The sequence below is a fragment of the Altererythrobacter chaiwopuensis genome, assembly GCF_054957755.1.
The window spans coordinates 753,400-765,729 of record NZ_JBTXJG010000001.1 but is presented as its reverse complement, the minus strand read 5'-3'; the positions used below and the strand labels follow the sequence as shown (position 1 = coordinate 765,729).

Genomic DNA, 12,330 nt, shown 5'->3' with positions numbered 1-12,330 from the left:
TTACTCCGCCGCCTGCGCGCCCTCACCACCAGCATCCCCGAACATATCCGGGCCATCGTCTACCGCCTCTTCCTCATTCGCGGCCTTGGCCTTCTGGCGCTTGTCGAAGCTGGCCCAGACAGTGTTCCAGTCACCCTTGGTCGCAGCCTTGGAATATTCGGTAGCGCGCTGTTCGAAGAAATTGGCGTGCTCGACCCCGTTCAATAGCGGGGCGAGCCAGGGCAGCGGGTGATCATCGATCATATAGATCGGCTGCAGGCCCAGCTGGCCCAGCCGCCAGTCCGCGATATAGCGGATGTATTTCTTGATCTCCTTCGCGGTCATGCCGGAAACCGGCCCCATCTCGAAGGCGAGATCGATGAAATTATCCTCCAGCCGCACCGATTTCTGGCAGATGTCGATGATGTCTTCCTTCACCGCCTTGGTGTAGCAATCGCGCTCGCGCACGAATTCGTGGAACAGCCGCACGATCCCTTCGCAGTGCAGGCTTTCATCGCGCACGCTCCAGCTCACGATCTGGCCCATGCCCTTCATCTTGTTGAAGCGCGGGAAGTTCATCAGCATGGCAAAGCTGGCGAACAGCTGCATCCCTTCGGTGAAGCCGCCGAACACCGCCAGGGTGCGGGCGATATCCTCGTCGGTATCAACGCCGAACAGCTGCAAATAATCGTGCTTGTCCTTCATTTCCTCATATTCGAGGAAGGCGGAATATTCGCTTTCGGGCATGCCGATGGTGTCAAGCAGGTGCGAATAGGCGGCGATGTGCACCGTCTCCATGTTGCTGAACGCGGTCAGCATCATCTTGATCTCGGTCGGCTTGAACACGCGGCCGTATTTGTCGTGATAGCAATCCTGCACCTCGACATCGGCCTGGGTGAAGAAACGGAAGATCTGGGTGAGCAGATTGCGCTCGTGATCGGTGATCTTCTGCGCCCAGTCACGGCAATCCTCGCCCAGGGGAACTTCCTCGGGCATCCAGTGGATCTGCTGCTGGCGTTTCCAGAACTCGTAAGCCCAGGGGTATTCAAAGGGCTTGTAGGTCTTACGAGCTTCGAGCAACGACATCTTGTGGCCTCCGTGAATCAGTACAAACGTCAATATAGGGAATCATGGTGGCAATTCGAAGGCAAGCAGGCACGATTGGGCGGGGATAAGCCGTGCTTTTTTCGAGTCGGGCGGAGCAGGCGAATCGCGCTGCGGCGTGGGCAGCCCAAAAGCCCGGATCAGCCACTGATTCGCCCCCCTTATATCGGCGTTAACCCTTTTCCGGCCGAAGGAGGGTGGTGTTAACCATCGTGTGCCGCGGAAATCCTGCAAAAACCGTGCTTTAGGAGATGATTAACGGCCTTTCGGCTAACTTTTGGGGGTCATGTCAGCGAATCCCCCTCCTCACAGCTTCACATTGCGCGAAGAGCTTGATGCGGCACTGCTACGCCGCACCGACTTTGACGCATGGTCGCCCGAACTGAAAGAGGCGCTGGCAAGCCATCAGAGCGGCAACGAATTCGTGCTGCTGCGCTATCATTTGCTGGTGGGGCTGGCGATCAGCGCAATTGCGCTGATGTGGGACATAGTCGCGGTGCCGCAAAAGGCCGATGTCGCCATTGCCTGGCGCTTGCTCACCTCCTTGCCGTTGGCGCTGTTCGGCCTGTTCGTGCTGCGCACGGGCGATGTCAGAAAGATCAAGCTGGTCATCGCGCTTTCGCTTGTCGGCGTGGGCGTGCTGGCCATCCATCTGGCCAGTTTCAGCTCGCCAGAGATCATGTCGCGCTATACCATGGCGACCAGTTTCCTCCTCGGGCTGGCGTGCCTGGCGCTGCCCTGCCCCCCGCAGGAGATCAAGCGGTTCGCGCTGATATTCGGGCTGGCAACCTCGATCGCCGGGCTGTGGCCCAATGCGCTGCCGCCGGGTGAACTGGGGCTCCATATCATCTTCACTGCATTGATCGGCATCCCCGCCTGGGCAATCGCGCGGCAGCACTGGAATGTCAGGGCGCGCTCGATCCTGCTCGACATGCGCGACGATCTGACCCGGCACGAGCTTGAGCAGAACAACGAAATGCTGCGCCAATTGTCGGAACAGGATCCGCTCACCGGCATGCCCAACCGGCGCAAGTTCGAACGCGTCGTGTCCGAGCGGCTGGAGGGGCGGCGGCCCGATCGGGCCTGGCCGGGCAGACTGGCAGTGATGATGATCGATCTCGATCACTTCAAGGCGTTCAACGATCGCCACGGCCACCAGGCGGGCGACCGCTGCCTGGCGATGGCGGCGGCCCAGTTGCAGGCCGTATTCCCGCGCGAATACGGTGTGCTGGCCCGCTACGGCGGGGAAGAGTTCATCGCGGCCGTGCGCGAGCGCGAGCCCGGGGAGGCTGTGAGGCTGGCCGAAACCATGCGGGCAGCGATCGAAGAGATGCTGGTGCCGGTTCGCGACACGTCAAGGCCGCTGATCACCACCAGCATCGGGATGGCGCTGGTCGCAGCCGATACAACGCTTGAGCTTGAGGACATGATCGAGGCGGCCGATGTTGCGCTTTATAGCGCCAAGCGCGCCGGGCGGAACCGGGTCGAGATCGTCGAGGTGAGCGATCAGTCCGCAGCTTTACCTCATGCGAATGCTTCGGGACGGAAGGCCTGAATGGCCAGCCGCAATGGTTGGGGCCGCTATCGTTTCGCCCGTTTCGAGCTGAACCAGCTGCCCCCTCCCAGCACGGTGATGCCGAGAAAGAAGCCGAAATCATACCAGCCGCCGGTGTTGGGCACGGCATAAACCGCGATGCCTGAATCGAACAGCGAACCGATCCAGGCGAAGGGGAACACGAACCCATGCCACAGCCCCCACCAGAAGCCGGGCACTTCGGGCCCACTGGCCACGCCCGCGTCGAGCTGCGAAGCGCAGGCAGACAGTAGCAGCAGGGCTGCCGACAGAGTCAGGATACGAACGGGTCTGGTCATGGCACGGCTCCCAGGGCGGTGTGATCCGATCCTATTCGCTGCCTTGGGCAGGCACAAGAGATTGCGATCGTCGTGCGAAAACAGCGCATTTGCCGCCCTTCGCCACGAGCCGTGGCTGAGGCGGGGTGAGACGAGGACCGATCCGCCCGCTCACCCGTTGATGACATGTAACCAACTCAAAAAAGGAGGAAAAACATGTTCGAGAAGCTACGCATCAAGGAACATATGGAAGTCAGCGACGCCAAGGGCCGCCACGTCGGCACGGTCGACGAGGTAAAGGATGAGATGATCCGGCTGACCAAGTCTGACAGCATGGACGGCAAGCACCACGTGCTGCCGCTCGCGGATGTCGACAAGATTGAGGAGAACCGCGTTTACCTGAAGGAAGACGCGAAGATTCCAATCGGGCTAGGGAACAAGGCCTCGGTCGGCCTCTAGCTTCAACCTGACCAAGTCTGCCGCGCCGCAAGGCCGCAGGCAGCTGCCCCGGTTTCGCCTGTCCCCCGATATGCGCGAGACCGGGGTTTTACGTGGGCGAGCGCAAAGAGCGGTGCGGCGAGGGCGAGGAATAAGCCACAACGGCAAGCCGGCGAATGGTCATCCCAGCCATATCCAGATCAATACAACCATGCCAAGCAGTCCAACAAGTCCGGTGCGCAAATCATACCAATGGCTGTCCGGACCGAAGCGTTTTTCCAGTTCTGCCTGCGCTTCAGGCGTGCCTTCGCCAAGATCCCGATTGATTACATCGCGATCTGCATTGTCCGGGGCAATAAATCGCTGGGCACTGACGAAGAATTCGTAGAGGCTCCAGCCGACCGCGATCAGTCCCAAAGCAGCGATCCCGATGATCCCCGCGCTGTTCAATGCCCCCTCACTGGCAGGCCAGGCACTCGTCGTAATCGGTCGTCGGCAATTGATACACTGCGGCCTCGGCGGTGTTGTCCGCCTCCACCCCGCCGGCAAAGCCCGCGCGCTGGACCGATTTCGAGCGCAGGTAATAGAGCGACTTGATGCCCTTCTCCCACGCCTGGAAGTGCAGCATCATCAGGTCCCACTTGTCGACATCGGCCGGGATGAACAGGTTCAGCGACTGCGCCTGATCGATGTAGGGCGTGCGATCGGCCGCGAATTCGAGCAGCCAGCGCTGGTCGATTTCGAAGCTGGTCTTGAACACCGCCTTTTCCTCTACCGAGAGGAAATCGAGATGCTGGACGGAGCCACCCTTTTCCAGGATCGAGTTCCACACCTGGGTCGAATCCTTGCTTTTCTCGCGCAGGATTTTCTCCAGATAGGGGTTCTTGACGATGAAGCTGCCCGACAATGTCTTGTGGGTGTAGATATTGGCCGGGATCGGTTCGATGCAGGCGCTGGTGCCGCCGCAGATGATCGAAATCGACGCGGTTGGCGCGATCGCCATCTTGCAGCTGAAGCGCTCCATCGCGCCCATTTCCTTGGCATCGGGGCAGGCGCCGCGTTCATGCGCCAGCAGCATGGAGGCCTCGGATGCCTTGCCCTGGATGTGCTTGAACATTTTCAGGTTCCACACCTTGGCCATCGGGCTTTCGAAGCCGATCTGCTTCATTTGCAGGAAGGAGTGGAAGCCCATCACGCCCAGGCCCACGCTGCGTTCGCGGCTGGCGGAATATTTGGCGCGCGACATCTCATCCGGCGCACGGTCGATATAATCCTGCAGGACATTGTCGAGGAAGCGCATCACGTCCTCGATGAAATCCTTCTCGGTCGACCACTCGTCCCACTTTTCAAGGTTGAGTGAGCTGAGGCAGCACACCGCCGTGCGGTCATTGCCAAGATGGTCAATCCCGGTGGGCAGGGTGATTTCGCTGCACAGGTTCGAAGTCGAGACCTTGAGGCCCAGCTCGCGGTGATGCTTGGGCATCATCCGGTTCACCGTGTCGGAAAAGACGATATAGGGCTCACCGGTCGCCAGCCGGGTTTCAACCAGTTTCTGGAACAGGCTGCGCGCGTCAACCTTGCCGCGCACGCTGCCATCGCGCGGCGATTTCAGATCGAACTCGCTGCCCGAACGCACCGCTTCCATGAATTCATCGGTCAGCAGCACGCCGTGATGCAGATTGAGCGCCTTGCGGTTGAAATCCCCCGATGGCTTGCGGATCTCCAGGAATTCCTCGATCTCCGGGTGCGCGATATCAATATAGCAGGCGGCCGAACCGCGCCGCAGCGAACCTTGCGAGATTGCCAGCGTCAGCGAATCCATCACCCGCACGAAGGGGATGATGCCGCTGGTCTTGCCGTTCAGGCCCACCGGCTCGCCAATGCCGCGCACATTGCCCCAATAGGTGCCGATGCCGCCGCCCTTGGAAGCAAGCCAGACATTCTCGTTCCATGTGCCGACAATGCCTTCAAGGCTGTCCTCGACCGAGTTCAGGTAACAGCTGATCGGCAGGCCGCGATTGGTGCCGCCATTGGAAAGAACGGGGGTGGCGGGCATGAACCACAGGCGCGAAATATAGTCATAAAGCCGCTGGGCATGTTCCTGATCATCGGCATAGGCATCGGCCACACGCGCGAACAGGTCCTGAAAATTCTCGCCCGGCAACAGGTAGCGGTCAATCAGGGTTTCCTTGCCGAATTCGGTCAGATTGGCGTCACGCGTTTCGTCCGTAATGACGGTGAAGCGGCGGTCATTGACCTTCTTGCTGTCCACCTGTGCGGCAGACTTGGCGGCGGCAGCCATCGCACCGGCCAAGGCTTCGCCGGCCTTCTGTGCAACCAGTTCTTCGCTGCCCTTGTCTTCGGTTTCCATTGCCACTGCCTTGGCCTTACCTTTTTCGCGGGCTGGCTGGCCCTTTTTTGCGGCTGCCCCGGCTTCCGTTTCGTTCGTATCTTCCGTGCCGTGATCCAGCCCCAATGTCGCCTCGTCGCCAGTCCTGAAATCCATCATTTGCCCCGCTTCCGTTCGCCCGTTTGACTCTCTCGCGGCGCCCGCCCCTTGAATGGCGATGTTCCGCTTGTGTTCGAATCGGCGGGATCGCTCCCACCTAGCAATTTCGCGGGCCCAAGGGGGAAATAGTTTTCCCCTTTTTGCCCACAGAACCTGCGCGTTTCCCCGCGGAAGACCGAATCCTCTCTTAATCCGCAGATATGGGAACTGCGGCTAAAATGACTAGGTCTAGTAGGTGCCCCTGCGCCATGTACCACTAGATACTGAATCAGAGGCGAGTCCGGCGCAAGAGGGTAAATACCGATTCACCATGTTTGAGCGACCCGGAGGCAAGGTGTATTGCCTTGCTGCAACGCCGCGACGCATGGGAAATCCTTGGCTGGCGTGCAGCGCAAGCCCCAAAATGAATCTGGGAAAAAATTTTTGCGGGCAAAACGGGTTTACAGGACTTGTGAATCTTTCGAATCCGGGCACGCAATTTTCGAATCCGGCGACTGCCCTCGAAAGCGTGAACAAGATGAATCGCATTGCCTTGAAAACATGCCTTACCGGCCCCGTCTTGCGGCGCTCGTTGAAGGTCGCACTGATTATCGGCACCCTGCTTACGGCCATCAACCAGGGCGATCTTATCATGGCCGGCCAGCAGCCGGTGATCTGGAAAGTTGCGCTGACCTATCTCGTGCCGTTCCTGGTCGCCAGCTATGGTGCCTATTCTGCGCTGGCCATGCGCGACTACTAGGGTCAGGGCCCTGGCTGCCTCACCCTAGCCTGCCGCCTGCGCATGTTCGGCAATCGCATTGGCAATCGGATCGACCAGCTCCACCGGCAGATCGTGGCCCCAGCCGGGAATGGTCTTGATTCTGGCGCCGGGAATTGCGGCCGCAGTTGCATGGCCGCATTCCACCTTGACCAGGGGATCATCCTCGCCATGCAGAACCAGCGCGGGCGCGTTTACGGACTTCAAACGTTCGGTCCGGTCCCCATCATCGATGATCGCCGCCATTTGGCGGAACAGTCCCTCGGGATAAACGGAACGGCGAACATATCCCGTCACCCGCTCACGCAGGTTCTTGGGGTCTGGCCTGAAGCCCGGGCTGCCAATTGCAGTCGCCACCATCATGCCGTGTTCAACCAGCACCTCTTCCTCCTCTGATGCCGGTCGCTTGGTCAGCGCCTCTATCGCCGCCTTGTCGGCCTGCGGAAGCTTGTGATGGCCCGTGGTCGAAAAGATGGAGGTGAGGCTGAGGACGCGTTGCGGATGCTCGATAGCCATCAATTGCGCGATCATCCCGCCCATCGAAGCGCCGACAATATGCGCGCGCTCGATTCCCAGCGCATCGAGCACGCCGATCCCGTCTGCCGCCATATCGCTAAGCGAATAAGGAACCTTGGGCGGAAAACCGAAGCGCTTGCGGATCATATGCCAGATCATGCCGGGCACTTTTTCGCCGTGAAACTTGTGGCTCAGGCCGATGTCGCGATTGTCATAGCGGATCACGTGGAAGCCGCGGCCTGCCAGCGCCTCGACCAATTCGGTCGGCCAGAATGTCATCTGCGCGCCCAGCCCCATCACCAGCAATATTGGCGGGTTCGACGGATCGCCATGGGTATCGTAATGGATGGTAATTCCGTTGGCGGTGATTTCTGGCAAGCTTTCCTCCTGTGGTACTCGCTGCTTTGGCCATATTGGCGCGCTTGCGACAAGGGCGAAGCGGAAATTTTTGCCCTCACGATGAACCGGGTTGGCCTTCACGCCCACTATACTGGTGAACGGCAGAAGCGAGGACATGATGCAATCTACCGCCCGCCTCCTTGACGAATATCTGGTTGCGAGCGCGCAGACAGGCAGCCGCGAGGCGTTTGGTCAGCTGGCGCGGCGCTGGCACCCGAAACTCGTCGCGCATGCGCTGCGCCTGACTGGTGAGCGCGAGTTGGCGATGGATGCGGTCCAGCTGGCCTGGGCAGCAATCGTCAAGGGGATCGCCCGGCTGAAGGATCCGCGCGCATTCCCCGCCTGGGCTTACCGGATCACCTCGCGGGCTTGCGCAGGCGAGATCGGCCATGCCGTGGCCCGCCGCAGGCTGGCGCGGGCCTGGGCCAGCGAACCGCGCGAAGCGAGCATCGAACCGGAGGAGCCATCGCAGCCTGGCAGGCTTCGGGCAGCGATCCGCCAGTTACCTGCAGGGGAGCGTGCTGCGATTGCGCTCTACCATTTCGAGGAATTGCGCGTGGCCGAGGTTGCGGTCGCGCTCGCTGTGCCGGTCGGCACGGTCAAGACACGACTGATGAATGCCCGCCGCAAATTGCGCGCGATACTGGAAGGAGAACACCAATGAGCACCAAAATGAATGATTCGCTTGATGCGATGATTGATGAGACCCTCGATGCCGAGGAGCGCGAATTGCTGCGCCAGATCGGCGAGGAACCGGGCTATCTCAGCCAGATCCACGGCCTGTTCGGCGGCAGGCTGGGCTGGGTAAGCTGGCTGATGATGTTCTGGCAGGCCGTGATGTTCATCGCTGCTGTCTATTGCGCGGTGCAATTCTTCCAGGCCAACGAAACGCTCGAGGCGCTGCGCTGGGGAATGCCTTCAGCAGTGCTGCTGATCATGGCGGGCATGCTCAAGCTGGCGCTGTGGCCCAGCCTGCAAACCAACCGCGTTTTGCGCGAACTGAAGCGGGTCGAACTGCAAATCGCGCGGGCGAAGGCGAAAGACTGAGGCGCTGCATGGCTGGTGTCCTGACGGTCAAGGCACCAGCACGGTATCGCGCGCTACCTCCGCCGTTTCGGGATAGTCGAGCGTATAGTGCAAGCCCCGGCTTTCATGGCGGCGGAGCGCTGAAGTGACGATCAGGTCGGCCGCTTCGATCAGGTTTCGCAGTTCGATGAGGTCGGTGGTGACGCGAAAGGCGCTGTAATAATCATGCACCTCCTTGCGCAGCAGGGCGATGCGGTGCGCCGCGCGTTCCAGCCGCTTGGTGGTGCGCACGATCCCGACATAGTTCCACATGAAACGGCGAATCTCGGTCCAGGTCTGCTTGATCACCACTTCCTCGTCGGAATCGGTCACGCGGCTTTCATCCCACTCGCGGATCGGGGGCGGGGCGCCGAGTTCGTCCCAGCGGGCCAGGATGTCTTTCGCCGCCGCCTCTCCGAACACGAAGCATTCGAGCAGGCTGTTCGAAGCCAGCCGGTTGGCGCCGTGGAGCCCGCTTTCGGTGCATTCGCCGGCTGCCCACAGGCCCGGCAAATCGGTGCGCGCGTCAAGCCCCACCAACACCCCGCCGCAGGTGTAATGCTGCGCCGGGACCACGGGGATCGGCCCTGTGGTCATGTCGATACCGAGGCCGATCAGCTTCTCGTGAATGGTCGGGAAATGCGCGCGCACGAATTCGGGCGGCTGGTGCGAAATGTCGAGATGGACATAATCGAGGCCATAACGCTTGATCTGGTCGTCGATCGCGCGCGCCACCACATCGCGCGGGGCCAGTTCCATCCGTTCCGGGTCGTAATCGGCCATGAACCGGTGCCCGGTTTCAGGGTGGAGCAAATGCCCGCCCTCGCCACGCACCGCCTCGGTGATGAGGAAATTCTTGACCTCGAGATTGTACAGGCAAGTGGGATGGAACTGCATCATTTCCATGTTGGAGACGCGGCAGCCCGCGCGCCAGGCCATGGCGATCCCGTCACCGGTCGCGCCGCGCGGGGCGGTGGAGAACTGGTAGACGCGGCCCGCGCCGCCCGCCGCCAGCACGGTAGCGCGCGCCACATGCCGTTCGACCTTGCCGGTCGCTTCGTCGAGCGCATAGGCGCCCCACACCCTGCCATCGCCCGAAAAGCGCTCGCCGTGCCTGCCGGTGATCAGGTCGATGCAACTGCGGCCCGGCAGCAGCGTGATGTTGGGATTGGCCTGTGCCGCCCTGAGCAAGGCGTCCTGCACCGCCCAGCCGGTGGCATCGGCGACATGGACGATACGGCGATGGCTATGCCCACCCTCGCGGGTGAGGTGCAGATTCTCGCCCTCGGTGTTGAAGGGCACGCCCAGATCCACCAGTCGGGCGATCGATCGCGGTGCGTTCTCGATCACGAACTCCACAGTTTCACGCCGGTTTAGCCCCGCACCCGCCACCATGGTGTCACGGATATGGTTCTCGAATGTGTCGCCCGTATCCAGCACTGCGGCGATGCCGCCCTGTGCCCAGGCGGTGCTGCCACCGGTGAGCGAGCCCTTGGCCAGCACCAGCACCTTTTTCACCTGCGCCAGTTCGAGCGCGGCAGTAAGCCCGGCGGCACCGGAACCGATTATCAGGACATCATGCGCTTGTTCCGTCATGGACGTGTCATGGCGGCGCTAACCGGCTTGGGCAACTGCTTAAAAGGCAAAGCAGTCAAGATCATCTGCGACAGTCACCACACCGGAATAGTTCGCGCCAATCGCGGCGCGACTCTCGTCAATCCGCTCAAGCGCGCGGTTCATATTGTGGGTCAGTATCACTTGGCCGGGCTGCAGGCCCGCCGCCAGCTCGCCGATCTGTGCTGGCGTGCGATGCAAGCCTCGCGGCTGGCCCGGCTGGCCATTGATCACATGATGCGCGATCAGAATTTCGGGGCGGCTGCCTGCCAGCCTCTGTTCGAACACAGTGCTGTTCGCGCTCTGATCGCCGGTGATCACTATCGTTTTGCCGTCAACCCTGATTGCAAAGCCAAGCGCGGGCACCACCCCGTGGTGCACCGGGATCGCCCGAATGACCAGATCGTCTGCCAGCTCGATTGTAACCGGCTCCCCCTTGCCCATGTCGGTCGCGATCTCACGCGGTTCCAGCACTACCTTGTCCTCGCTACCATCAAGGTAACCTCCAAGATAGGCAAATGCGCCGCCATCCTTGCTCACCAGGCGTTCCAGAAATTCACCGGTTGCGGGAAAGCGCGGGGCTGCGTCAGGGCCAATTACCGGCAATGCGCGGGTGCGCGAGGTAAAGCCGCCATATTTGAGAATGCCAGCGAGATCGCCGACATGATCGGCGTGCAGATGCGTCAACAGCACCGCATCAAGCGTGGTGAAATCCCCGCCAGCCTCGGCAAAACGCAGGAACGCGCCCGACCCGCTGTCGATCAGCAAGCGAGCCGTGCCATCGATCCACAGCAGATAGGAAGTTCCGGCGCGGCCGGATTCGGCGATCGGACCGCCCGAACCCAGCACCTGCAATGCGGGGCCGCTTGCCGGGCAGCTGGCGGCCTGTTCTGCCGGATCAACGGTTTCAACCGGGCCCGGCCCGCTTTCAGCTGCCGAACACGCCGCCGCGATTGCGGCGAGCATGGCGGCGGCAACAAGCGATGGCGCACGATGGAGCATGATGGATTCCCCTTGAAAGCTTCATCCACTGGTCCGCAACAAACCGCAGGCGAGTTACAGCACGGCAGGCCTTACCCGCCAGCCCAGGCTATGCCGTCAGTTGCACGAACACGTCTTCGAGGTCGGGCTCGCGCGTTGTCACATCCTCGATTGTATAGCCATGCGACTGGACCTTGGCGAGCACTTGCCCGGCGTTGGCCTGGTCGCGGTCATAAGTAATCTCCAGCACGCGCGGCTCGATCAATTCGACCTTGTGGAAGCCTTCTTCCACCACTGGCCCCGCCAGATCCCGGTCAACGGTCACGCGCACGATCTTCTCGCGAGCCATGTTGATGAGTTCGCGAGTCGGCTTTTTCGCAATCAGCTCGCCATGGTTGATGATCGCGATCTGGTCACACAACTGCTCGGCTTCTTCCAGATAATGCGTGGTCAGCACGATAGTGACGCCATCATCATTGAGCTGCGTAACCAGTTCCCACAGCTGCTTGCGCAGTTCGACATCGACCCCGGCCGTCGGCTCGTCAAGCACCAGGATCGGCGGCGAATGGACCATCGCCTTGGCCACCAGCAGGCGCCGCTTCATCCCGCCTGACAGCGTGCGGGCATAGGCATCGCGCTTGTCTGTCAAACGCACCGCTTCGAGCAGTTCCTCGCTGCGCCGCAGATGCTTGGCAATGCCGTAAAAGCCGCCCTGGTTTTCCAGCACTTCAAACGGGGTGAAGAAGGGATCGAACACGATTTCCTGCGGTACGATCCCGATTGAGCGGCTGGCGTTTCGGCGGTGCTCGTCGATATCGAAGCCCCAGATTTCCGCGCTGCCGCCGCTCTTCATCACCATCCCGGCAAGGATATTGATCAGGGTTGATTTGCCCGCCCCATTGGGGCCAAGCAGGCCGAAAATCTCGCCCTGCGGCACATCGAAGCTTACGCCCTTGAGCGCTTCCTTGCCCGGTTCGCCTTTCACCCCGGCGTAGGTTTTTCTGAGGTCGCGGATCGAGATGGCGGGCGGTGTGCTCATGGACGCCGCACTAATGCCAATCCCTGTGCACTGCAAAGCCCTTCGTCACCAGTTGCGAATCCGCAGCGATCCGATTAT

At 61.1% G+C, this 12,330-nt stretch carries 13 protein-coding genes; 5 read left to right on the top strand and 8 right to left on the bottom strand.

The genetic code is table 11. From position 1 onward, the window contains the following. Positions 1–1,065 (bottom strand): ribonucleotide-diphosphate reductase subunit beta, encoded by a 1,065-nt coding sequence (locus ACX2DJ_RS03775; protein ID WP_462571077.1) that lies wholly within the window; start codon positions 1,063–1,065, stop codon positions 1–3. 304 nt (positions 1,066–1,369) lie between these two features. Here ACX2DJ_RS03775 and ACX2DJ_RS03770 point away from each other — a divergent pair, with 304 nt between their 5' ends. After that, a complete protein-coding gene (locus ACX2DJ_RS03770; RefSeq protein ID WP_462571076.1) occupies positions 1,370–2,638 on the top strand; it encodes a GGDEF domain-containing protein in 1,269 nt (422 codons plus the stop codon). A gap of 26 nt (positions 2,639–2,664) precedes the next feature. Here ACX2DJ_RS03770 and ACX2DJ_RS03765 read toward each other — a convergent pair whose 3' ends face one another. After that, positions 2,665–2,955, bottom strand: a complete 291-nt coding sequence (locus tag ACX2DJ_RS03765; RefSeq protein WP_462571075.1) for a hypothetical protein — start codon at positions 2,953–2,955, stop codon at positions 2,665–2,667. Between the two features lie 195 nt (positions 2,956–3,150). Between ACX2DJ_RS03765 and ACX2DJ_RS03760 the strand changes: the two genes are divergently transcribed. Then, entirely contained in the window at positions 3,151–3,393 is a 243-nt protein-coding gene (locus ACX2DJ_RS03760) for a DUF2171 domain-containing protein (protein WP_462571074.1), read from the top strand. Positions 3,394–3,552: 159 nt separating this feature from the next. Here the strand turns inward: ACX2DJ_RS03760 and ACX2DJ_RS03755 are convergent, their stop codons facing one another. Then, complete coding sequence (locus ACX2DJ_RS03755; protein ID WP_462571073.1) at positions 3,553–3,822, bottom strand: hypothetical protein; 270 nt, start codon at positions 3,820–3,822, stop codon at positions 3,553–3,555. Between the two features lie 7 nt (positions 3,823–3,829). After that, a complete protein-coding gene (locus ACX2DJ_RS03750; protein ID WP_462572541.1) occupies positions 3,830–5,878 on the bottom strand; it encodes a ribonucleoside-diphosphate reductase subunit alpha in 2,049 nt (682 codons plus the stop codon). 574 nt (positions 5,879–6,452) lie between these two features. On the opposite strand from ACX2DJ_RS03750, the gene nrtS reads away from it, so the two are divergent. Next, positions 6,453–6,620: a nitrate/nitrite transporter NrtS gene (gene nrtS / locus ACX2DJ_RS03745; protein ID WP_462571072.1), complete on the top strand. Its 168-nt coding sequence runs from the start codon at positions 6,453–6,455 to the stop codon at positions 6,618–6,620. Positions 6,621–6,644: 24 nt separating this feature from the next. Here nrtS and ACX2DJ_RS03740 read toward each other — a convergent pair whose 3' ends face one another. Continuing rightward, a complete protein-coding gene (locus tag ACX2DJ_RS03740) occupies positions 6,645–7,532 on the bottom strand; it encodes an alpha/beta fold hydrolase (protein WP_462571071.1) in 888 nt (295 codons plus the stop codon). Between the two features lie 136 nt (positions 7,533–7,668). Here ACX2DJ_RS03740 and ACX2DJ_RS03735 point away from each other — a divergent pair, with 136 nt between their 5' ends. Both ACX2DJ_RS03735 and ACX2DJ_RS03730 read left to right on the top strand, forming a co-directional pair. Further along, positions 7,669–8,217: an RNA polymerase sigma factor gene (locus ACX2DJ_RS03735; RefSeq protein WP_462571070.1), complete on the top strand. Its 549-nt coding sequence runs from the start codon at positions 7,669–7,671 to the stop codon at positions 8,215–8,217. Further along, the gene (locus tag ACX2DJ_RS03730; RefSeq protein WP_462571069.1) at positions 8,214–8,600 is read left to right on the top strand and encodes a DUF6768 family protein; all 387 of its coding nucleotides are present in this window, start codon (positions 8,214–8,216) and stop codon (positions 8,598–8,600) included. The genes ACX2DJ_RS03735 and ACX2DJ_RS03730 overlap by 4 nt, the downstream gene beginning before the upstream one ends. 27 nt (positions 8,601–8,627) lie before the next feature. On the opposite strand, the gene nadB is transcribed toward ACX2DJ_RS03730, so the two are convergent. The 3 genes from nadB to ACX2DJ_RS03715 form a co-directional block, all read right to left on the bottom strand. Beyond that, positions 8,628–10,214 carry an L-aspartate oxidase gene (nadB, locus tag ACX2DJ_RS03725; protein ID WP_462571068.1) on the bottom strand — a complete coding sequence of 529 codons (1,587 nt, stop codon included), beginning with the start codon at positions 10,212–10,214 and terminating at the stop codon, positions 8,628–8,630. A gap of 39 nt (positions 10,215–10,253) precedes the next feature. Beyond that, positions 10,254–11,234, bottom strand: coding sequence for an MBL fold metallo-hydrolase (locus tag ACX2DJ_RS03720; protein WP_462571067.1), 981 nt, complete (start codon positions 11,232–11,234; stop codon positions 10,254–10,256). 88 nt (positions 11,235–11,322) lie between these two features. After that, positions 11,323–12,252 (bottom strand): ABC transporter ATP-binding protein, encoded by a 930-nt coding sequence (locus ACX2DJ_RS03715; protein ID WP_462571066.1) that lies wholly within the window; start codon positions 12,250–12,252, stop codon positions 11,323–11,325. Positions 12,253–12,330: the final 78 nt, after the last annotated feature.

What these genes read in the sequence shown, in the direction of transcription:
- nadB (WP_462571068.1), bottom strand. Translation starts at nt 10,214, where the DNA reads ATGACGGAACAAGCGCATGATGTCCTGATAATCGGTTCCGGTGCCGCC.
- ACX2DJ_RS03765 (WP_462571075.1), bottom strand. Translation starts at nt 2,955, where the DNA reads ATGACCAGACCCGTTCGTATCCTGACTCTGTCGGCAGCCCTGCTGCTA.
- ACX2DJ_RS03715 (WP_462571066.1), bottom strand. Translation starts at nt 12,252, where the DNA reads ATGAGCACACCGCCCGCCATCTCGATCCGCGACCTCAGAAAAACCTAC.
- ACX2DJ_RS03720 (WP_462571067.1), bottom strand. Translation starts at nt 11,234, where the DNA reads ATGCTCCATCGTGCGCCATCGCTTGTTGCCGCCGCCATGCTCGCCGCA.
- ACX2DJ_RS03775 (WP_462571077.1), bottom strand. Translation starts at nt 1,065, where the DNA reads ATGTCGTTGCTCGAAGCTCGTAAGACCTACAAGCCCTTTGAATACCCC.
- ACX2DJ_RS03770 (WP_462571076.1), top strand. Translation starts at nt 1,370, where the DNA reads ATGTCAGCGAATCCCCCTCCTCACAGCTTCACATTGCGCGAAGAGCTT.
- ACX2DJ_RS03760 (WP_462571074.1), top strand. Translation starts at nt 3,151, where the DNA reads ATGTTCGAGAAGCTACGCATCAAGGAACATATGGAAGTCAGCGACGCC.
- ACX2DJ_RS03735 (WP_462571070.1), top strand. Translation starts at nt 7,669, where the DNA reads ATGATGCAATCTACCGCCCGCCTCCTTGACGAATATCTGGTTGCGAGC.
- ACX2DJ_RS03750 (WP_462572541.1), bottom strand. Translation starts at nt 5,878, where the DNA reads ATGGATTTCAGGACTGGCGACGAGGCGACATTGGGGCTGGATCACGGC.
- ACX2DJ_RS03730 (WP_462571069.1), top strand. Translation starts at nt 8,214, where the DNA reads ATGAGCACCAAAATGAATGATTCGCTTGATGCGATGATTGATGAGACC.